The 21,509-nt window shown below is 37.7% G+C and carries 16 protein-coding genes; 6 read left to right on the top strand and 10 right to left on the bottom strand.

Going from position 1 to position 21,509, the window contains the following annotated elements; translation table 11 throughout:
• Nucleotides 1-278 precede the first annotated feature (278 nt).
• Nucleotides 279-2,084: a hypothetical protein gene (locus CA2015_RS08295; RefSeq protein ID WP_157470383.1), complete on the top strand. Its 1,806-nt coding sequence runs from the start codon at nt 279-281 to the stop codon at nt 2,082-2,084.
• 39 nt (nt 2,085-2,123) lie between these two features.
• Here CA2015_RS08295 and CA2015_RS08290 read toward each other — a convergent pair whose 3' ends face one another.
• Nucleotides 2,124-2,519 (bottom strand): VOC family protein, encoded by a 396-nt coding sequence (locus CA2015_RS08290; RefSeq protein ID WP_048641485.1) that lies wholly within the window; start codon nt 2,517-2,519, stop codon nt 2,124-2,126.
• The gene (locus CA2015_RS08285) at nt 2,516-3,013 is read right to left on the bottom strand and encodes a ClbS/DfsB family four-helix bundle protein (protein ID WP_048641484.1); all 498 of its coding nucleotides are present in this window, start codon (nt 3,011-3,013) and stop codon (nt 2,516-2,518) included. The genes CA2015_RS08290 and CA2015_RS08285 overlap by 4 nt, the downstream gene beginning before the upstream one ends.
• Nucleotides 3,014-3,299: 286 nt before the next feature.
• Between CA2015_RS08285 and CA2015_RS08280 the strand changes: the two genes are divergently transcribed.
• The 5 genes from CA2015_RS08280 (at nt 3,300) to CA2015_RS08260 (ending at nt 9,229) form a co-directional block, all read left to right on the top strand.
• On the top strand, nt 3,300-5,186 hold the full coding sequence (locus CA2015_RS08280; RefSeq protein WP_084011699.1) for a mechanosensitive ion channel domain-containing protein: 1,887 nt from the start codon (nt 3,300-3,302) through the stop codon (nt 5,184-5,186).
• 10 nt (nt 5,187-5,196) lie between these two features.
• A complete protein-coding gene (locus CA2015_RS08275) occupies nt 5,197-5,781 on the top strand; it encodes a sugar O-acetyltransferase (protein WP_048644428.1) in 585 nt (194 codons plus the stop codon).
• Between the two features lie 297 nt (nt 5,782-6,078).
• Nucleotides 6,079-6,471, top strand: coding sequence for a hypothetical protein (locus CA2015_RS08270; protein ID WP_048640786.1), 393 nt, complete (start codon nt 6,079-6,081; stop codon nt 6,469-6,471).
• Nucleotides 6,472-6,473: 2 nt separating this feature from the next.
• Nucleotides 6,474-7,484: an IS3 family transposase gene (locus CA2015_RS08265; protein WP_048640785.1), complete on the top strand. Its 1,011-nt coding sequence runs from the start codon at nt 6,474-6,476 to the stop codon at nt 7,482-7,484.
• Nucleotides 7,485-7,795: 311 nt separating this feature from the next.
• Nucleotides 7,796-9,229 (top strand): PAS domain-containing sensor histidine kinase, encoded by a 1,434-nt coding sequence (locus CA2015_RS08260; RefSeq protein WP_053086663.1) that lies wholly within the window; start codon nt 7,796-7,798, stop codon nt 9,227-9,229.
• 79 nt (nt 9,230-9,308) lie between these two features.
• On the opposite strand, the gene msrA is transcribed toward CA2015_RS08260, so the two are convergent.
• The 8 genes from msrA to mutY all read right to left on the bottom strand — a co-directional run bounded on the left by msrA (nt 9,309) and on the right by mutY (nt 21,401).
• Nucleotides 9,309-9,803 (bottom strand): peptide-methionine (S)-S-oxide reductase MsrA, encoded by a 495-nt coding sequence (gene msrA, locus CA2015_RS08255; RefSeq protein WP_048641483.1) that lies wholly within the window; start codon nt 9,801-9,803, stop codon nt 9,309-9,311.
• 12 nt (nt 9,804-9,815) lie between these two features.
• Nucleotides 9,816-10,097, bottom strand: coding sequence for a GNAT family N-acetyltransferase (locus CA2015_RS08250; protein WP_048641482.1), 282 nt, complete (start codon nt 10,095-10,097; stop codon nt 9,816-9,818).
• On the bottom strand, nt 10,075-11,289 hold the full coding sequence (locus CA2015_RS08245) for a bifunctional alpha/beta hydrolase/OsmC family protein (RefSeq protein WP_048641481.1): 1,215 nt from the start codon (nt 11,287-11,289) through the stop codon (nt 10,075-10,077). Before CA2015_RS08245 ends, CA2015_RS08250 begins: the two co-directional genes overlap by 23 nt.
• Nucleotides 11,290-12,065: 776 nt before the next feature.
• Nucleotides 12,066-13,535 (bottom strand): glutamate synthase subunit beta, encoded by a 1,470-nt coding sequence (locus tag CA2015_RS08240; protein WP_048641480.1) that lies wholly within the window; start codon nt 13,533-13,535, stop codon nt 12,066-12,068.
• Between the two features lies 1 nt (nt 13,536).
• Nucleotides 13,537-18,030, bottom strand: a complete 4,494-nt coding sequence (gltB, locus tag CA2015_RS08235; protein ID WP_048641479.1) for a glutamate synthase large subunit — start codon at nt 18,028-18,030, stop codon at nt 13,537-13,539.
• 368 nt (nt 18,031-18,398) lie between these two features.
• Nucleotides 18,399-19,748: a gliding motility-associated protein GldE gene (gldE, locus tag CA2015_RS08230; protein WP_048641478.1), complete on the bottom strand. Its 1,350-nt coding sequence runs from the start codon at nt 19,746-19,748 to the stop codon at nt 18,399-18,401.
• Nucleotides 19,749-19,804: 56 nt separating this feature from the next.
• Nucleotides 19,805-20,272 carry a single-stranded DNA-binding protein gene (locus CA2015_RS08225; protein WP_048641477.1) on the bottom strand — a complete coding sequence of 156 codons (468 nt, stop codon included), beginning with the start codon at nt 20,270-20,272 and terminating at the stop codon, nt 19,805-19,807.
• 46 nt (nt 20,273-20,318) lie between these two features.
• Complete coding sequence (mutY, locus tag CA2015_RS08220) at nt 20,319-21,401, bottom strand: A/G-specific adenine glycosylase (RefSeq protein WP_048641476.1); 1,083 nt, start codon at nt 21,399-21,401, stop codon at nt 20,319-20,321.
• Nucleotides 21,402-21,509: the final 108 nt, after the last annotated feature.

Genomic DNA, 21,509 nt, shown 5'->3' with positions numbered 1-21,509 from the left:
TTCTAGTGTATTACTACTTAGGGGAAGGTATTTAGCTTAGTTGGGGTTTTTCTAGGAGTTTTGCTAAAAGAAATTATTTGTACCCTTGAATTGGGAACCTCAAAGGGTTATTTTTATATTTTAGCCCGGATTATGCAATAGTGTTCAATGTAATTACATTAAGTAATAGAAGTTCCATTGCATATTCCGAGTTTAGGCACCATTAAATTTAGTAGTAGTGTGTTTTTTTCAATAATTGAGTCCGGTAAATACAAGGACTGGTAAAATTATCAAAAGGCATGATAGGGAGCACTATGGTAGATTATTCTTCATTTAAACATCCAATTACACATATTGAAGACATTCGGACGGCTCCTGAAGTTGCTTCCAAAGAACCTATTTACCATCAATATTATATTTTACCAGAAGACTGTGATGATGGAGATAATGTTGGAAAGGTAAATTTTTTATGGAGTCATCAAAAATTTTTCAATAGAAGGTGGGGAACATCCATTGATGACCCTTCTTATAGTTTCGAAATCAGGTCTGGGAATTCTGATAAGGCTTTTTCCATTTCTTCACAGGGGGAGTTGAAAATAGAAAAGTCTTCGCTTTTTGTTTCAACGAGGTATTTAACGGTAAGGGTAAAATTATTTGAAACCTACTTTGAAGATACCATTTGCAAGGTTTACAGGATTCCTGCTAAAAACTGTGTTTATTTCGACTTTAAGGTAGATGGTAAAGGAGAAGGAACTAGAAATAATCCTTATAAAAGATGGCAGGACCATTTTTATGGAAGTGCCCCAGCAATTGCAACAGGTAAAGCTGGGTATTTTTATTTGTGGAAAAGAGGTCAACGTATTGAAGATTGGACCAAAGTGCAAAATCCCTTGATTGGAGGTAAGAGACCTGCATACCTAACTTTAGGTGCATGGGGTAAAGGCCCAAGGCCGATTATTGACGGTAGTAACAATAAATCTTCTGAGCGATTTTGCGATGTAGGTGATGCCAGATTAAATGGGACATCTGTTACGATGAAAACTAACCCAGAGGGAGTAGCCCATAATATCTGTATTATGGATATTGAAACGGATTTTGATGGAGATGGGCCATGGTATCCTTATCAAGTCGGGATGTATGGTAAGGGAAATAGGTTTATAAGGTTGAAGTGTAGTACAGTACTTACTTGGGAAGATGGTTTTTTCTGGGTTAAAAATCATCCAGGGGCTGAGGATTCAGGGTTTTTGGAAGCCTTGTTTCAGGATATTGAAACATACGATAGTAAACATAGAGCCATTAAGTTTGAGGGAGGGGGGGTAAAAGGTCGAAATTTTCGATGCCATACGTCTATAATAGACTCAGAAACGCCTTTATCAGCTGCTAATGCACCGTTTGTGGATTTAAAATATGCTGATTTGCAATGTTTAGATAATAAAAGAAGCCTAGGAATTCAGATCAGAGCAGAGGCCCATACCTATGAGTGGTTTTACCTTAAAGGATATATGGATGCAATGAACCCATTTCGACATGTATCTCATAATGGCTTAGACGATAGCTTTAGGATTAAAAATTCAGGATTTAAACACATCCTGATAGATGGTTGTACACGGTTTATCTGTCAATCCGTTAACAATGGCCCGACTGATAAAACACCAATAGGTATTTATTTTATCAATATAGATGTAGTAAATTCTTCCAGGGCAAAAGGTGGGCTTACTATCGCTCAGGATGCTACTGACACCATCATTCAAATGTGTAATCTTGGTGATTCTCCTGGAATTGTAGTTTTTCAGGATACTTCTGGCACAGTGATAAGTAACTGTACCGTTCCGGGAAAAATAGATAGAAGGGCAGCTACAACTATTATCAATACTGTATTTGGCAGGTTGGCAGGTTCTGGTGGAGGTGATATTATAACTTCTGTAAGTCCTTTAAAGCCCTCTTATTTTGTAGACATGGCTGGTGGAAATTACCGCCCAGCTCATGGATCCCCATTAATTGGTGCAGCTACACCTATAAAAAACTTCTTTGATCTTGAGGGGAATGAAATACGAAATTTTCCAACCATAGGCTGTTATGAACTTGCCCCTGATGCTCAAGAATGAAGCGGGTGAATAGGAAGATCCTATAATTTTGAGTGAACTCTATTTGTTATCAATAGGTGTACATATTTCAATAATTATACCATTTAAGTCCCTAAGGTAACCCACTTTTTGGCCCCAGGGTTTTTCTTTGATATATTCAAATTCGCTGGCACCTGCCTCAATCGCTTTTTGAAAGTCTTTTTCAATGTTCTCGGTCACGAAGGCCATTTCCATGCCTACAGGCTTATCACTTTTGTCCAAAAGGTTAAATCCCTTTTTAAAATTGGCATTGCCTAAGCCTATCGAAGCAAAGGATATGGTGGTTTCTCCTGAGATTAATTCGCCGTAGTCATTTTCAGGGGTCACAAATTTCTTTTGGAACCCAAATGCTTTTTCATAGAATGCAATGGTTTCCTGTACATTGTTAACATAGAATATCGTATAGCCGTATTTCATTTTAGTGCTTTTTTTATAAGTTTTATTGCCCAATCATAATGACTGGAAGTATTCGAGATCAGGTAAGCAGCCAGTGAAGTGCTACCGGTCCAATGGTATCTTTTTTTCTCAAATAGCTCTTCATCCGTATGCTTGTCCATTATTTTGTGAATCTCTCCATGAGACTCAAGTAACAAATTGATTGCCTTGGATAGTGGGAGGCCTTTATTCTCGTCTTGAATCTTCCTGTTTAGTTCAGGAAGTGTTTTCCAGGTAAATCCAAGAGAAGGAATAGCAGGATTGTCCCCATTCATTCCTACTTTGTACCATTCTAACATCATCAGGTGCCAAGTGTGTAGATGAGCCAGAACATCTTTAATGTTTCGGTTTAATGTTCCTGCAGGAAATTCCTGAACTGTTTTTTGCTCTGGGTAATTATTTACCATACCAATAAGCTTGTCAAGGTTTTTTTGACTTAAAACTATTAGCTCTTCTTTCGATTTTGGTCTGGGCATAGATTTGTATTTTAAAAGACTTTAAAAATTAAAACAAAAGGCCTCCTCAGGTGTTTTTTCTTTCCAAAATCTGCTTCCATTTTTCTGAAGAAATCTTATTTAATCTTTTAGGCATCTGCCGATTCTGGTAGAGGTTAAGGTAGATTTTATTCTTAAATCTACCAAATCATGTTGAAACATGTCTAAAATAAGGTACAATAAACATTTTTATTGCTTTTTGAGGGGCTTCAGCAAGCATCTTTTTTTTTAGCCTTCTTTTACTATATTTATAACTTATAATATTACTATGTGGAAGAATTTTCGAAATGTATTACAAGGTCTTTTTCTTTTGTGTGGGATGAACTTGTTTACCTATGGGCAGACAGATAGTTTGGCCCTAAAGAATGACTCAATAAACAATGCGAATTTACTCGAATACGATAGAAAATTAGCTGAGGTTGAAAAGGAGAGGCTTGCTGACTCCTTGAAAAAGGCAGAATTAGAAGCCCAGCTATTAAAGCTTAAAACCACAGATAACCTTCAAAAAATAGATTTGATCCAACAGCTAGAAACGATCAAAGAAAACGAAAAACGGAGAATTGCCAATAAAATCGCCCAAATTGATTCATTAAAAAATACCGCCAAGGGGTATCCAGTATTGGGATTCAAAAATGATACGTTATTCTATATTTACACTAAAATGGGTGCGGCTTCACCTAAAGAAAGAGCGGTAAGTATCAGCAATAAAATTAACCAACTTTACCAAGATGATTTTTTAATCGAGGATTCTATCCGGATATCAGACACGGAAGAAACTTATGATATTGTTTATAAGGATTTGATCATTGCAAGTGTATCGGAAAATGATGCGCTTTGGTACGGAAAGAGCAAGAAAGAACTGTCTGAAAACTTTCAACAAATAATAAAATCGGCGATTGTCCAAGCCAAAGACGAAAACAGTTGGTTAAAGCTGTTATCAAGGATAGGCTTGGTTTTTTTTGTAATGCTTGTGGCCTGGGTTTTCATTGGGCTTATAGGAAAGGGCTATACGAGGTTGGTAATTAATTTTGATATTAATAAGGAAAAATGGCTTCAAGACTTATCCTATAAGGATTATACCTTTCTTACGGTAGATCAAGAAACCCAAATATTACTTTTCTTAATTAAGGTTTTGCGTTGGTTTGTCTATTTCCTTTTGTTATACATCACCTTGCCTATCATTTTCAGTATTTTTCCATTTTCTCGGGATTGGGCCAATACACTATTTTATCTCATTTGGTCACCATTCAAAGGACTGCTAATATCTATTTGGACATATATTCCCAACCTTTTTAAAATTCTAGTGATTTACTTTGTGATGAAGTATGTCATTAAATTCGTAAAGTACATCTTTCAGGAAATTGAGGCTGAGAAGTTGGTCTTGTCCGATTTTCATTCTGATTGGGCTATGCCGACCTTTAGCATTGTTCAGTTTTTATTGTATGCCTTTATGTTTGTGCTAATTTTCCCTTATTTACCCGGGTCGGAATCTGCTATTTTTAAAGGAGTTTCAGTATTTGTAGGCGTTTTATTCTCTTTAGGTTCATCTTCCGCCATTTCTAATATGGTAGCTGGATTGGTGATTACCTATATGCGACCATTTAAAATTGGGGACCGGATTAAGATTGACAATGTGACTGGGGATATAATTGAAAAAACCTTGTTAGTGACTCGAGTGAGGACCATAAAAAATGAAGTTATCACTATTCCAAACTCCTCAGTGCTTACAGAAAACACCACGAACTATAGTATTGAGGCGAAAGACAAAGGCTTAATCGTAAATACCACGGTGACCATTGGTTATGATGTTCCTTGGCCAAAAGTACATAAGGTGCTTATCGAAGCTGCTAGAAGGACTGACATGATCATGGATGAACCTGCGCCCTATGTTCTGCAAACCAGTTTGGAAGATTTTTATGTCGCCTACCAGATCAACGCTTATACACGTGAGGCAAGCAAGCAGGCACTTATCTACTCTAGCCTTCACCAGAACATTCAGGACGTGTGTAATGAAAGTGATATTGAAATTTTGTCGCCTCATTACAGAGCAGCAAGGGATGGGAACATGACCACCATACCGGCCGATTATTTACCAAAAGATTATAAGGTGCCCCACTTTAATGTTAAGCTTGATAAGGGAAAAGAAGAGCAATAAAAAAATCAGCATGACAGAGAAAGAGAAAATGCTTAATGGAGACCTTTATAATTCCAGAGATCCGGAATTACTGAAAATGTACCATAATGCAAGGAAGCTCATAAAGCAATACAATAACCTTGACTCGGAGGATTTAAAAGAGCGAGAGCAGATTCTGACAGCTTTATTAGCGAAAATTGGTATAGGTGTATGGATTGAGGCGCCCTTTTATTGTGATTACGGCCCTAATATTTCAATTGGTCAAAATACCTTTGTAAACCTAAACTGCATGTTTTTGGACAACAATTACATCACAATTGGAAAGAATGGATTGATTGGCCCTTATGTGCAAATATATACTTCTGTCCACCCTTTGAATGCTTCTGAAAGAATTGTAGATGCAAATAATGGTTCCCGTTATTTAACATCTTCGAAGCCAGTTACCATTGGGGACAATGTATGGATAGGTGGAAATACAGTCATTTTGCCAGGAGTGAAAATTGGGAATAATGTAACCGTAGGATCTGGAAGTGTGGTAACGAAGAATATTCCTGATGATGTTTTGGCATTTGGAAATCCTTGCGCTGTTCGGAAAAACCTTAAACATGACCTGTAAATGGATGGCTATTCAAGCTTGTAAATTCAAGCTTGCCCTGTTAAAAGTATAAATTTAAATCTAAAAACGGATATGTGTTTACCATTGTACAAAGAAATATTGGAATAACAAGCCTTTCAATTCCATGTATTCTATTAAAGCCGGATTATGTAATAGGATTTCTCCGTCCTGACAATAGTCAGGGGTGAAGCCTGTCCCGTGTTTACGGGAAGTGTTGCAATCGCTAGAAAATCAGGTCGTGTACTGAAATAGGTTGACACAATTTAATTAAAAATTGTAAACCTATAATCGGACAAAATGAGTGAATTACAAAAGTTCTCCGAAGATGCAAGGAGAAAAATCGTTATGGAAGTACTTTCAGGTACTTTAAGCAAAGAACAGGCAAGGCATATTTATGGAATTAAAAGCAAATCCGCTATCTTGGAATGGATGAGGATTTTTGCTGGTCTTGAAAGAAGGCTTCCTAAAGATCCTCTTCCGATTTTAAAAAACATGGCAATAAAAGAGGATTCCAATAGTGAGTTAAAAGCCCGTATAAGGCAACTTGAAGAAGAGCTGAAGCTTAGCCGTTTGAAGGGCAGGGCATACCAGATCATGGTAGATATTGCCAAAGAAGAATATGGGCTAGATCTTGAAAAAAAGTCTGGTGCCAAACAGTTCAAAGACTCAGAGAAGAAGAACCAAAAGTAAGTTTGGCCCAACTTTGTGAATTGTTTGGCAAGAGCAGGCAGGGCTACTATAAAGCTTTAAATTATATTTACCGCGGGGCATTTGAGGAAGAGGTGGTCTTGAGTCTTGTTTTAAAGATCAGAAAGAAGGCCAAAACATCCAGATGGGGGTTGAGAAAGATAAACCCTCTGATTCAGAAAGACCTAATAGGAATGAAAATCAAGATAGGCAGGGATAAACTGTTTGATTTGCTTCGAGTGAACGGGTTATTAGTAACCAAAAGAAAAAGGAAGTTTTTCACTACCCAAAGCCATCATTGGCTTAGGAAGTACCATAACCTGGTAGAAAACATGGTTGTCTACAGGCCCAACCAGTTATGGGTTTCCGATATTACCTACCTTTTACTAAATGGGCAAGTCATGTATCTGTATCTTATTACGGATGCTTATTCCCAGAAAATAGTGGGCTGGAATCTTTCTCTGGATCTGAAGGCTGAATCAGCACTTGAAGCCCTGAAGGTGGCTTTCCAGTCTCAAGAAAACATTAACCATTATTCCCTTGTCCATCATTCGGACCGTGGGGTACAGTACTGCAGTTATGATTACACCGACCTATTGAAAAAGAAGAAAGTTTGGATCAGTATGACGAAGCCCGCTTCACCACATGAAAATGCCATAGCGGAAAGAGTAAATGGAATCCTAAAGGAAGAGTGGCTGGAGGATATTGCAGGAGAAACAAATATCAACCCGAAAAAATACATCATTAAAATTATCAAAATCTATAATGATATGAGACCACACGAGAGTTTAGGAAATCTAACACCTAACCAAGTACATGACGAAGGTTTTACAAGGCATGATACCGAACGCGTTATTGGAAAGAAATATAATTGGAAAAAGAAGACCGAACCTGTCAAGGCCCGGTCTGAAAATAGCAACGCTATCGGACCAAACGACTATTCCTTGGCAAGTTGCTCCTCAGCAGAGCTTGCCTCCGCTTTATCGTGGTACTGTAAGTTAAATGAAACTTCTTAGAAATTAAAACACTTACTATATTTGAAAAACAAAAGTGTCAACCATTTTCAGGACGAGACATCAGGCTGTTTGGAGATTTTAGCATAGCACCGCTATGGTGAAATTGAAAACAGCAATGAAGTGGCTGATTTTGAAGCGATTTCAGCACGTAATAGATTGTCTATTGCATATTTCGGGTTAAATCTCAACCGTGAGTATTCGGTATATAAATGCGATTAGATTTTGGACTATATACCCTGTTGTTCTGAATTTTATTTGGTTAATAATGAATTCAGAATTTACTATTAAACCCTTCGTAAATACACCTTTTAATGGGACAACACATTTTAGACAGTACATTTGATGCCATATTTGGACTAAACTTGGCATGGGAAATAAATTATTGCAATAAGGCAGGATGTGATTTACTAGGGTATTCAGCGACTGAATTGATAGGTAGAAATTACAAGGAGTTTTTCAAAGACTGCGAAAATCAGGGATTTGAAAACATTGTTGAAACTTTACTCTTTAATGAGTCATTAAAGCCTATTCGTACCGATTATATTAATAAAGAGAAGAAGAGACGGGCTGCTTCAATACAATACTCACCTATCAAAGATCAGAATGGTAAAATTTCTGGTATTTCTAGTATTGTTCGTTTGGTTAGTCAATACGAAAAAGCAAATAGTAAGGCGCAAGCGCTTTTAGAGACTGCACCGGATGCAATGGTAATTGTAAATAAAGCCGGAGAAATAGTATTGATTAATGCACAGACAGAAAAACTTTTCGGATATAAAAAGGAAGAGCTTTTAGGTAAAGAAGTGGAGCTATTGATTCCTGATAAGTTTCTTAAATATCACAGGGCCAATAGATCTAAATATACTTCTAAACCTAAAACCAGAAATATGGGCCAGGGGATGGAATTGTATGGGAAGAAAAAATCCGGAAAAAACTTCCCCGTTGAAATCTCATTGAGTCCTTTGGAAACGGAAGAAGGAATGCTTGTTAGTGCTGCTATTCGTGATATTACCAAGAGAAAGAAGGTTGAAAAAGAACTAGAAAAATACAATCAACAATTACAAAATAAGAACAAAGAGTTAGAGCAATTTGCCTATATAGCTTCCCATGACCTTCAAGAACCTTTGCGTAATGTTTTGAGTTTTACAGGGCTTTTGAAGGAGAATTATTCAACAGAACTTGATGAGATGGGGCTCAAGTTTATGTATTTCATTACCGAAGCCACCACCCGTATGAGTCTTCTAATTAAGGGTTTGTTAGATTATTCAAGAATAGGGTCCAACACAAAATTAGAGTCAGTTGATTGTAATGTTGTTTTGGCAATGGTACAGGATGACTTCGACCCCTTGATAAAGGAAACAAATGCTGTAATAAAGGTGAGTGAACTTCCGATAATATGGGGTTATGAAGTAGAGATCAAGTTGTTGTTTCAAAACCTGATAGGCAATGCAATAAAGTTCAGAGACCCAAATAGGCCAGCTGAAATAAGTGTCTCTGCTTCTAAAGAAGAAGGAGATTGGAAATTTTGTGTTTCAGACAACGGAATAGGAATATCACCTGAATACAAAGAAAAGATTTTTATTATTTACCAACGCTTACATGCAGGTAAGGATTATGAAGGAACAGGTATAGGGCTTGCTCATTGTAGGAAGATTGTGGACCTACATGGGGGGAAAATCTGGATGGAATCTGAACTGGGGAAAGGTAGTAAGTTTTATTTTACTATTCATGAAATAACTAGCGCTTAATCAAGGCTAATAGTGCAGAGGTGGAGTTAAAATTTGAAAACACCCCAATACTTATTTTAGGGTGTTTTCAAATTCGTTTTTACAGGTAGCTTTCTTCAAACCGTTCAAAATGACAAGTATAGCCATTTGGATACCTTACTAAGTAATCCTGATGCTCTGGTTCCGCTGGCCAGAATGTACTAAAAGGTTCTAAAGTAGTGGCTACCTTACCGTCCCACTTGTTTGAATTATTGACAATTTTAATCATTTCTTCGGCTACTTTTTTTTCTTCCTCATTTTGGATGAAGATTGCTGAGCGATAACTCGATCCAATATCATTGCCTTGACGATCTACGGTCGTAGGGTTATGGATTCGGAAAAAATAGTCCAATAAATCCTTAAATGTCGTCTCATTTTGGTCATAAATAATTTCAATGCCTTCGGCATGCCCTGGGTGATTTCTATAGGTCGGGTTATCATTTTCTCCACCGATATATCCTACTTCTGTATCTTTAACGCCTTTCTGTGTACGGAATAGGTCTTCCATTCCCCAAAAACATCCGCCAGCCAAATAAGCCTTTTTTAAATCTTCCATTTTTATCCCTATTTAATAATTGATAATGTTTTTCCATTTCTCACTGTCCCTGACTATTGCCTTTATAAAAGGGCAATAAGCTGTGGCTGTAAAACCTTCTTTTTCTATTTGTTTAAGGGTATTAAGAACCAACAGTTTTCCTATGCCTTGCCCTCTTTGCGATTGTGGAACTTCAGAGTGAATCAGGTCCAGATGATCGTTTTTTCTTCTATACGAAATGTAGGCAATTTGCCCTTTTTCTAATTCAAGTTCAAAACGATTTTGTGAAGGTTTATGTTTTATCGATTTGTTCATTTTTCATCTCAGTTTTGATTGTTGAAGGTTGTTGCAAAGTTCTGTGAACGGGACATTTTGATGCAATATCTCTTAATCGCTCTCTTTGTTTTTCATCCAGATTGCCAACAAACTCCAGCGATTTTGCAAAAACATCCTTGTTTTCTCCTTCAATTACTTCTTTACTATGGTTTACATAGGTGTACACTTCTTTCAAGTCCCATTTTTTTCGTTCTGCATAGAGTTTGATGGTCATCACTGTGCAGGCTGATAGACCCGCAGATACCAACTCAAAAGGAGACATTCCGAAATCATAGCCTCCCACACTTTTGGGTTCGTCAGCTATAATGCCGTGGTTTTTGGTATTTATAAATGTAGTGAAATTATTGTCCACCAAATTTAAATGGGCCACCAACTGATGATTGTTAGGGTTGGGTGTTTCAAATGGACTAAGGTCAATGTATCGAGAAGCCCAGGAGGCAACCATGTCTCCAACATATATACTGTCTTCTTTTTTAGTAAGTAAATGGTCTGCACTGTCTAGGGAAACAAAGCTTTTAGGATGTTTAGCGTTGTGGTAAATTTCATGGGCATTATTAATCCCTACGATTTCATCTATGGGGGAATGCATTACCAAAATTGGTTTCCGAAGCTTTTTAACTGTTTCGGGCAAATTGTGTTGTTTGAATCCATCCACAAATTCCCCACTGATTTTAAATTGTCTGCCGCCGATCAGCACCTCTGCTTCTTCATTTTTCTCCAATTCTTTGACTTGACCTTCAAATTGTTTTGTGACGTGCTGTACATCAGCCGGGGAGCCTATGGTTACAATTGCCTGTATATTATCAAGTTTTGATGCCGCTACAATTGCAGCCGCACCACCAAGTGAATGACCAATCATTAGCTTAGGGGCCTGATAATGTTTGGTAATGTAATTGTTTACTGCAATTAGATCGTCCACATTGGCTTCAAAGTGGCTATTGGCAAAGTCTCCCTCACTCTTTCCCAGTCCTGTAAAATCAAAACGTACCACAGCAATTCCTTTATTGTTAAGGGCTTGGCTTATGTTTCTAACCGCATTGAGTTGACTTGTGCAAGTAAAACAATGGGCGAATAGGGCAAATTGTTTTGGCTTTTGATGGTTAGGGAAATCGATGGAGGTTGCCAACTCATTTCCATTCTCATTTATGACTTTAATTCTATCGGTATTCATTTTGATAAGGTATAAAAATTAATGCCTACAAAAATTATATTGTTAAAGTGTAGTATTCCTTGTGTTTTCGTTGTTCTTAAGTTTTCATCGCTTAATTTTATCTTTCTCCTGGTTTACTCAGCAATTTTTCAACCGAAAATAGGTTTTGGGATTGTTTTTTATTCTTAACATTACAAATCTAGCTATGTTTAAGGCTTTTATGATAGGTTACTACACCCTATAAGTTGGCATAATTTCCCTAATCCGATAATCAAATTGAAAATAGGGGATTCTTTTTTTATTGTCTTTAAGCTATGGTATTCAATTCTAAAAATTTAACATTTATACTCATGGTAGAATGGTGGTATACCTTTTTGTATCAGAGTTGTGTATTTATGTAGATAGTGGGCATGAAAGGTATTGATTCAGGGGATAAAGTTTAATTATGAACTACATTTTTATTATATTGGTACATAAAATTGATGTAGACTAATTAAACCTTTAATCTTATGAGCCTTATTCCGTATGTTTCAATATTTTTTATGGTCTTTTATTTGTCAATAGTAATCGGGGCATTTTATTTGATTTATACTTGGGTCAATAAATTCATTTCGTTAAAAAAAGAGCAGAATGATCTGCTTCGAGAGATTGTAAAAAAGATGGATAAAAGTCAATAGACAAAATGGTTCAGCGCTTATTCTTGCTAAATCTCAAATGAACAATAACTGAAGGCAAAAAAAGAGGCAACCCAAAATGAGTTGCCTTTATTAATGTATTAAATGATATGGCGGGGTTTTTTAGCCCTGTGCCGTCTCTTCGTATGAATAGAAGGATTGATCTCTTCTGGCGAGAGAAGACTCTCCCTGAAGGAATTTATCTACCTCAACAGCGCATTCACGCCCTTCTGCAATGGCCCAAACAACGAGGGATTGACCTCTTCTCATGTCTCCGGCAAGGAATACCTTAGGAACAGAGCTTTGATAGTTTTTGGATTTCGGAAGACCGTTTTCCAATAGCTCTATATCAAAGGCTTTCAATAAACCTGATTTAGGTCCCAAATAACCGATGGCTAAAAATGCCAAGTCACATGGAAGTGTTCTTTCAGTTCCTTCGATTTCGAAAAATTGCATTCTGCCATTTTCCTCTTTCCATTCTATATCCACAACTGTGAGTCCTGTAACATTACCATTTTCGTCTTTGGTAAACTCTTTGGTAAGTACAGACCATACTCTATCAGCACCCTCTTCATGAGAACTAGAGGTTCTCAAAGTCATTGGCCATTCCGGCCAAGGATTTAGGGTATTTCTAGACTGTGGAGGCTTAGGTAATAATTCAAGTTGTGTAATTGAAGCTGCACCATGTCTATTGGAAGTACCTATACAGTCACTTCCTGTATCTCCTCCTCCAATTACAATTACATGTTTGCCTTTTGCATGGATAGGATTGCTTTCCAATTCTCCTGAATTTACTTGGTTTTGTTTACCTAGAAATTCCATTGCAAAATGAACCCCATTTGCATCCCTGTTATTGATTTTTAGGTCTCGTGGATGTTGTGCACCAGTAGTTAGAACCACGGCATCGAAGTTCTGAAGGATGTTTTCAGCTTTAATATTAAAGCCTACTTCAGTATCCTTGCTAAAGATTACTCCTTCAGCATTCATTACATCAACCCTACGGTCAATTACCCATTTCTCCAATTTGAAGTCAGGAATACCGTATCGAAGCAAGCCACCTACTTCTTTGTCTTTTTCAAAAACAGTTACTTCGTGCCCAGCTTGATTGATTTGGTCAGCTGCTGCAAGTCCTGAAGGACCAGAGCCTATTACGGCTACTTTTTTACCAGTTCTTTCAGAAGGTATGTTTGGCTTTACCAAGTTTAACTCATAAGCCTTTTCCGCTATACTCTTTTCAATCAATTCGATTGCTACCGGATCTTTATTGATGCCCAATACGCAACTTGCTTCACAAGGTGCCGGACATATTCTTCCTGTAAATTCTGGAAAATTGTTTGTTCCACGGAGTATTTGATAAGCCAGCTCCCATTCTTTTTGGTAAACGGCGTCATTAAATTCCGGAATGACATTTCCTAGAGGACAACCATTGTGACAAAAAGGTACACCACAATCCATGCACCTAGCTGCTTGTTGATTGAGCACTTTGTCATCCAAAGGCTTATATATCTCCTGGTAATCCTTTTTCCTTTCTTCAGGTGATCTGGATCCAGGTAGTTGTCTTTTGTATTTTAAGAAACCTTCTTTATCCGCCATCTTATACTAATGTTTTAGAATTTTCTAATGCTCTTTTTCTCAATACTTCTTTGTAATCCTTTGGAATTACCTTAATAAACCTGTCTTTGCCAGTTTCCCAGTCTTCCAATAGTCTACTTCCATTATTACTGGAGGTAAGCTCTACATGGCTTACTAGAGAGGATTTGATTGTAGCATAATCATCTTCATTAAGAGGATCAATGTCTACCATCTCTTTGTTGATATTGCCTAGGTTTTCTTTGAAGATATAAGCTATTCCACCACTCATACCAGCAGCGAAGTTTCTACCTATCTCTCCAAGAATGATTACCAAACCACCCGTCATGTATTCACAACCGTGGTCTCCGATACCTTCAACTACAGCTTCTACGCCTGAGTTTCTTACACAAAAACGTTCTCCAGCTTTTCCTTTTATAAATGACTGACCTGAAGTAGCACCATAAAAGGCCACATTGCCAATAATAATATTGTCTTCAGCTACAAAGTTGGCGTTTCGATTCGGGTAAACAACCAATTTTCCTCCTGATAGCCCTTTACCAAAGTAATCATTTGCTTCTCCTTCCAATTCAAAGGTGATACCTTTGGTCAAGAACCCACCGAAAGTTTGTCCAGCTGAACCTTGGAATTTAAAGTGAATGGTATTGTCTGGTAGTCCAGGACTTCCAAAGAACTTGGATACTTCATTTGAAAGCATGGCACCGACGGATCGATCCACATTGATGATGTCAAATGTTCCGGTTACTTTATTTGCTTGCTCTAAAGCAGGAGTAGCTGCTTCTATAAGTTTTCTGTCTAGTACCTTTTTCAGTCTGAAATCCTGATCAATTTGTTTGTGTATACCTACATGGTCAGGAACTTCTACTTTATGGAATATTGGACTCAAATCTAATTTATCCCATTTCCAATGATTCATCTGACCATTGGCCTCTTTTAGGATATTGCTTTGTCCAACCATTTCATTTACGGTCCTAAAGCCTAATGAAGCCATTATCTCTCTAAGGTCTTGGGCTAGGAAAGTAAAGAAATTCACTACATGATCAGGGTTACCTGTGAATAATTTCCTTAACTCAGGGTTTTGAGTAGCTATACCCACAGGACAGGTGTTCAGGTGGCACTTTCTCATCATTATACAACCCTCTACTACCAATGCGCCAGTAGAAATACCCCATTCTTCAGCTCCCAGAAGTACAGCAATTGCTAAATCTCTACCTGTTCTAAGTTGACCATCTGTTTGCAAGGTTACCCTGCTTCGGAGGTTATTTATTACTAAGGTTTGGTGTGCTTCTGATAAGCCTAGCTCCCATGGCAAACCTGCATGTCGGATAGAACTAAGTGGTGAGGCTCCAGTACCTCCGTCTGCTCCTGATATCAGGATTACGTCGGATTGAGCTTTGGCCACCCCAGCAGCTACGGTACCAACACCAGCTTGAGATACTAGTTTGACATTAATTCTTGCTTTTCTATTGGCATTTTTAAGATCATAGATCAACTGAGCCAAATCTTCAATCGAATAAATATCATGGTGAGGAGGAGGTGAAATCAAACCTACGCCTGGCGTAGAGTGTCTTACTCTTCCTATCCAATCATCTACTTTATGACCTGGAAGCTGTCCACCTTCTCCAGGCTTGGCTCCCTGGGCCATTTTAATTTGTAATTCAGCAGCGTTGGTCAGGTAATTACTCGTTACTCCAAACCTACCGGAAGCCACCTGCTTGATAGCAGATCTTTGCCAGTCGCCATTTTCTTTTTTCTCAAATCTTACTTCATCTTCTCCACCTTCACCACTGTTACTTTTGGCACCAATGCGGTTCATGGCAATGGCCAAAGTACTGTGTGCTTCGTGAGATATTGAGCCAAAAGACATGGCTCCTGTTGCGAAGCGTTTTAATATTGCCTCTACTGGCTCAACTTCATCTATCGGAACAGCAATTCTCTTTTTAAATTCCAGTAAGCCCCTCAATGTCATCGCATCTTTGGTCTGGTCATTGATTTTTTGTGCAAATTTCTTGTACAAATTATAATCTCCCAGTTGAGTGGACTTCTGTAAAAGGTGGATTGTTTCAGGGTTGAAAAGATGTTTTTCACCTCTTCGCTTCCATTGATAAATTCCACCAGCTTCTAATAGCGGGCTTTTGGTTTTGTAAGCAGTATGATGTCTTACAAGCACTTCATCTGCTAATTCATCAAATGAAACACCACTTATTCTACTAACAGTACCTTTGAAACATCTGTCGATTACCTCTGCTCCAAGGCCAATGGCTTCAAAGATTTGAGCACTTTGGTAGGACTGAAGTGTACTGATTCCCATTTTGGAAAGTACTTTAAGTAATCCTTTACCTATTGCTTCTTTATAGTTCTCAAATAATTTCTTTTGAGAAATCTTTTTGCTCAACATGCCATTTTCATTGAGCGATAGAAGTGTTTCTAAGGCCAAATAGGGGTTTATAGCACTTGCTCCGTAACCGATAGCTGTGGCAAAATGATGGGTTTCTCTGATATCCCCTGCTTCAATAACTATTCCTGCTTTGGTACGCAATTTTTGGTTCACCAGGTGATGGTGAACAGCGCCTACTGCCAGTAATGAAGGTATTGGTGCGGTATTATCTTTAGAATTTCTATCAGAAATGATAATAATGTTTTTTCCTTCTCCAATTGCATCTTCTGCAGCTTGGCACAATTTGTTTAAAGCTTCAAGCAAACGACCAGGTTTACCATCTGCTTCAAAATGTGCACTTAGCGTGGCAGAATGATAGCCTTTATCTTCAAGGTTTCTCAATTTCTCAAGGTCTTCATTTAGCAAGACGGGTTGAGAAATATGGATTTGTCGAGTATGTTTGGCACTTTCCTCGAGTATATTGAAACTTTCACCAATTCTGGTAAACAAAGACATTACCAAACGCTCCCTAATTGGATCAATTGGTGGATTACTCACCTGAGCAAACAACTGCTTAAAGTAGTTGGCGATATGCTGGCTTTGTTTGGAAAGTACGGCCAAAGGAGTATCTGCCCCCATGGATCCAATAGGCTCATAAGCCGTATCTCCCATTGGCGACAAGATTACTTTTAGGTCCTCTTGACTGTAACCAAATATGGTTTGTTTTTTCTTGATGTTTTCGGTACTGTAAGGGAAAGAAAGTTTCTCCGGAGTAGGGATCATTCTCAATTTTAGCCTTTCTTTCTTGATCCAGGAATCATAAGGCTTTCTATTGACAACTTCATCTTTAACTTCCTCATCAAAAGATACTTTACCTTTTTCTAAATCAGCAAGGAGCATTCTACCAGGGCTAATACGTCCTTTTTCTATAATTGTGGACTCTCTGATTGGTAGTGCACCGGCTTCAGAAGAAAGAATCAAGCGATCATCAGAGGTCACAAAGTACCTTAGAGGACGCAGACCATTTCTATCCAATGTTGCACCTAATGATTTACCATCTGTAAACAACAATGCTGCTGGACCATCCCAAGGCTCTACCAATGAGGCATGGAATTTATAAAAAGCTTTCTTCTTTTTATCCATTGTCTTATTGTCCTGCCAAGCTTCAGGAACAAGCATCATCATTACATGGGGAAGGCTTCTACCGCTTAGCGCAAGCAACTCAACCATTGAATCCAAGTTTGCTGAATCCGAATTTTTTGCGTTGGTAATTGGCATAAGCATTTGGAGCTCTTCATCAGTAAAATGCGCTGATTTCATCAATGTCTCCTTAGACCTCATTTTGTTGAGGTTACCACGGATGGTATTGATTTCTCCATTGTGTGATAAAAATCGGAAAGGCTGTGCTAGTCTCCAGTTAGGGAATGTGTTTGTAGAAAACCTAGAGTGTACTAGCGCTATGGCCGATTTAAGTTTATTGTTTTGTAAGTCTTTGTAAAAAGTCAAAACCTGATCTGTTCGTAGCTGACCTTTATAGATTACTGTTTGACTACTAAAACTAGCAAAGTAAAAAGCACTGTTAACTCCTGGTATAGTGGAGTTAAGAATCCTTGTTGAATAATTTCTTAGTACATAAAGCTTTCTTTCTAAATCAATTCCTGAAAGATTATCTTTATGCTGGACAAATACCTGCTCAATATTTGGCATTACTTCTAAAGCACCTGATCCAGGTACAGTATCATCAGTAGGTACAGCCCTATATCCGATGAGCTTAAAGCCCAATTCGTTGATTATCTTATTTAAGTTTGATTTGCACTTTTTGTATAGTTGTTTGTTGTTGGGGAAAAACACCATACCAACACCATAAAATCCTTCCTCAGGTAATCCAAAACCCAACCTTTGTGTTACCTCTTTCAGAAAAGTATGTGGCAATTGGATCAGGATGCCGGCACCATCGCCCGTCTTAGGGTCACTGCCTCGTCCTCCCCTATGCTCCATATTACTAAGCATTAGCAAAGCATCACTTATTGTTTCGTGGCTTTTATGGCCTTTAACGTTAACAACTGCCCCGATTCCGCAGGCATCATGCTCAAACTGTGAACGATATAAACCTTGATTCATTCTGTTAAATTTAATTGTATTAGGTATTGAATTCACTTTGAAAAATTCACAATTAATTTTTCAATTATTAAATTCTAGACAATAAAGGTAAAACAAAAATGAATTAATAGCTGAATATGAATCAAAAAATTATAATTAAGTCAATGAAGGAACGCCTTAATTAATCGACTGGAAAAACGCAAAATTCTGCCAAAGTCCAATATTTCAGTTAAATTTTCACCCTTAATAGGGAAAGACTGCCCCTTGAATTACGTATATAAGTCTAAAATTGCCAATTTTAAAACTACGAAAAAAAAAGAAATAAATGAACCCAGACTTCTAAAAATTAAATCAATCTTATAATTTAGGTGAATAAAAGCTTTTGGGAATCAATCAAACTGATCAGGGACATTTTTATCTATTGGTCCATCCAATACTACTTTTACTTTCTTAATTTTTCTGGTGTCTACTGCCATTATGGTAAACTCGAAATTATCGAACTTGATTACAGTACCGTTTTTCGGAAGGTTGGAGTTTAACTCCAATAATAATCCACCCAGAGATTCACTTTCACCCTTGACTTCATCAAACAATTGGATGTCCAAATCCAGCTTTTTGCAGAAATCATTCAATGAGATTTTACCTTCAAAAATATAGGTTTTATCATCTATCTTTTTGAAAAGGTATTCTTCGATTTCGTCGAACTCATCGTTGATGTCTCCTATGATTTCTTCTATAAGGTCTTCTAAAGTAACCAGGCCGGAAGTACCACCATATTCATCTACAACAATGGCCATGTGAACCCTTTTGTTCTTGAAGTCCTTTAGCAGGTCGGCCAATTTCTTGTTTTCAGGAATAAAATACCCTTTGCGGATTAGGTCTTTCCAGTTAAAATATTCGTCCTTTTCAATATGATCCAAAAGGTCTTTTATGTATAGAATTCCCTTGATTTGATCTATGGTTCCTTCATATACAGGTATTCTTGAGTAGCCGCTCTTGTTGATTTTGTCCATCAACTCATGAAAATTCATTTCCACATCCACCGCTGTCAAGTCCATTCTTGAGCGCATTACCTGTTTCACAGACAAGGTGCCAAAATTTACTATTCCTTTTAAAATATCCCGCTCGTTATTACTAGTGTCTACGGAAGTTATCTCTAAGGCATGGTGCAGTTCATTTACCGATAAAGAATACCCCTTTTTTTCGATACGCTTTTCTATGACGTCACTTATAGTCATTAGTAAATAGGACAGTGGTCCTAAAACCAAATAGAAAAAATAAAGAAATCCTGCGGTAAGTTTTGAGAAACTAACACTAGCAGCATTGGCATATACCTTGGGAACAATCTCCCCAATAAAAACAATAGAGAAGGTAACGCCTATTGTTTGAAAAAGGATGATTACTATACCTGTGGCATTACTGCCAAATAGGCTCCATGTGAAAAATGTGGTAAGGGTAACGATACTGATATTAATAAGGTTATTAAGAATCAGTATCGTACTCAGTAATTTTTGAGGGTTTTCAATCAGGGTAATGATCTTGTTTGACCTCGTGTCAGAAGCCACCCTGATTTCTTCAATATCCTCATGGTTCAAAGAAAAAAACGCTACTTCTGAGCCAGAAACTAAAGCTGAAACAATCAATAATGCAATAAATAATACTGCATTACCCACCAAATAAACCGGTGATACAGCTATGACATCTGTCAGGAGCAGCAAACTCGGATAGGGGTCGTCCATTAATTTATGAATATAATTTTATGCAAAACTAATGATTTTACCGAATTCCATTACTATTAAAATGGTAAATCATCTGCATCGCTGTCATTGCCATCATAAGCTGGGGTAGAAGAAGTGTTCATTCCAGCGTTTGTATTAGAGTTTTGAGCGGGGCTACTCTGTCCTCCACCTTGGGCATCTTCTTGCCCGCCAGTTCTTGAACCGAGCATGGTAAAACTCTGTACCCTTACTTTGGTCCTTTTACGGTTATTTCCCTGATCATCCTGCCAGGTGTCTGATTTTATTTTGCCCTCTACATATATCTGACTGCCTTTTTTCAAGTATTGTTCCGCAACTCTGGCCTGTCCATCCCACAGTTCCAAATCGTGCCATTCAGTATTTTCTACGCGGTTTCCAGAACGGTCTTTATAGGATTCTGTAGTAGCCAACCTTAGGTTTGCGACTACTTTGTCTCCTTCCAAGTGCTTTACTTCTGGGTCTGCACCCAGATTTCCCAATAAAATTACTTTATTAACTCCTGCCATTATTAAATTTTTTCGGTTATTTAAAAAGCTGATTAAATATAAACAATTAATTTTTTTGATTCAAGTAGTGAACAATCAATTTAGGTTTGCCTAAGGACTCTAGGGAAGACTCATTCACAAGTGCATAATTATTTTTTTCAACCCATTTCTCAAGCGCCTCTCTATACTTTGCTTTCAATTTTATATTCACAAAGGAAGCAAAAATTCTTTGATGTGTGAGTAGGTGTTTGAAGGGTTTTTCGGAACTTATATTATAATGAGGCTGCATATAATTGAGTTCTTTCGGCAATTCCAGGCTGTCGGGTTCAATATTTATGATGTCCTCCGGGGAGCTGTACTCTTCTAATGGAAAGTCTATCAGGCCTTGCCAGATGTCTTTTTCTTCTCGTTTTCTAACAACGGTAAAGTCATCCATCTGAATATGAAAGTATAAAAAATACCGTGATTTTATTTTCACTTTTTTTTCATTGACCGGAAGAACATTGACTAGTGCATTTTGAAAGGCATAACATTTGGAGCTTAGTGGGCATTGATTGCAAGTTGGGTTTTTTGGGACACATTGCAGTGCTCCGAACTCCATAATGGCCTGATTGTATTGGTCTGGAGATTCTTTAGGAATAAGTTTGTTGGCTAGCTTGTCAAATGCTTTTTTGCCATTGTTGGAAGAGATGTCTAAATCTAAGCCAAAATACCGGGACAAAACTCGGAAAACATTGCCATCAAGGACTGCAACTTGTTCTTTAAAGGCAAAAGAGGCTATAGCTGCGGCAGTATATGGACCGACCCCTTTTAGTTTTAATAAGGCTTTATAATTGTCAGGAAATTCACCATTTCTTTCATTTACTATAGATTGAGCACATGAGTGTAGGTTTCTTGCTCTACTATAATAGCCCAAGCCTTGCCAGGTTCTTAAAATTTCTTCTTGTGGTGCATTTGCCAGATCAACTACAGTAGGGAATCTTTCGATGAAAGCGTGGAAATAAGGTAAACCCTGGGCCACTCGGGTTTGTTGTAGGATTATTTCGGACAACCAAATGATATATGGACTGTTTGTCTCTCTCCAAGGTAGATTACGGCGATGAAGGGGATACCAACGGAGTAGATTCTCAGTGAAATAGTTGAAACTCAAAATTTTAAAATTTTATTTTTATCAGATAATTGAACAAATGACGCTAATTTTATCGATTTAATTTTTTAATTGGAATGGATATCGTAAATTTGCACTCCCAAAATTAGT

Source organism: Cyclobacterium amurskyense, assembly GCF_001050135.1.
GTDB lineage: Bacteria > Bacteroidota > Bacteroidia > Cytophagales > Cyclobacteriaceae > Cyclobacterium > Cyclobacterium amurskyense.
The sequence above is the reverse complement of the archived record's forward strand: the minus strand, read 5'-3'. Positions and strand labels throughout refer to the sequence as shown.

Bases quoted from the DNA above. Each gene is read 5' to 3' on its own strand.
- CA2015_RS08295 (WP_157470383.1), top strand. From the start codon at position 279: ATGATAGGGAGCACTATGGTAGATTATTCTTCATTTAAACATCCAATT.
- CA2015_RS08290 (WP_048641485.1), bottom strand. From the start codon at position 2,519: ATGAAATACGGCTATACGATATTCTATGTTAACAATGTACAGGAAACC.
- CA2015_RS08285 (WP_048641484.1), bottom strand. From the start codon at position 3,013: ATGCCCAGACCAAAATCGAAAGAAGAGCTAATAGTTTTAAGTCAAAAA.
- CA2015_RS08280 (WP_084011699.1), top strand. From the start codon at position 3,300: ATGTGGAAGAATTTTCGAAATGTATTACAAGGTCTTTTTCTTTTGTGT.
- CA2015_RS08275 (WP_048644428.1), top strand. From the start codon at position 5,197: ATGACAGAGAAAGAGAAAATGCTTAATGGAGACCTTTATAATTCCAGA.
- CA2015_RS08270 (WP_048640786.1), top strand. From the start codon at position 6,079: ATGAGTGAATTACAAAAGTTCTCCGAAGATGCAAGGAGAAAAATCGTT.
- CA2015_RS08260 (WP_053086663.1), top strand. From the start codon at position 7,796: ATGGGACAACACATTTTAGACAGTACATTTGATGCCATATTTGGACTA.
- msrA (WP_048641483.1), bottom strand. From the start codon at position 9,803: ATGGAAGATTTAAAAAAGGCTTATTTGGCTGGCGGATGTTTTTGGGGA.
- CA2015_RS08250 (WP_048641482.1), bottom strand. From the start codon at position 10,097: ATGAACAAATCGATAAAACATAAACCTTCACAAAATCGTTTTGAACTT.
- CA2015_RS08245 (WP_048641481.1), bottom strand. From the start codon at position 11,289: ATGAATACCGATAGAATTAAAGTCATAAATGAGAATGGAAATGAGTTG.
- CA2015_RS08240 (WP_048641480.1), bottom strand. From the start codon at position 13,535: ATGGCGGATAAAGAAGGTTTCTTAAAATACAAAAGACAACTACCTGGA.
- gltB (WP_048641479.1), bottom strand. From the start codon at position 18,030: ATGAATCAAGGTTTATATCGTTCACAGTTTGAGCATGATGCCTGCGGA.
- gldE (WP_048641478.1), bottom strand. From the start codon at position 19,748: ATGGACGACCCCTATCCGAGTTTGCTGCTCCTGACAGATGTCATAGCT.
- CA2015_RS08225 (WP_048641477.1), bottom strand. From the start codon at position 20,272: ATGGCAGGAGTTAATAAAGTAATTTTATTGGGAAATCTGGGTGCAGAC.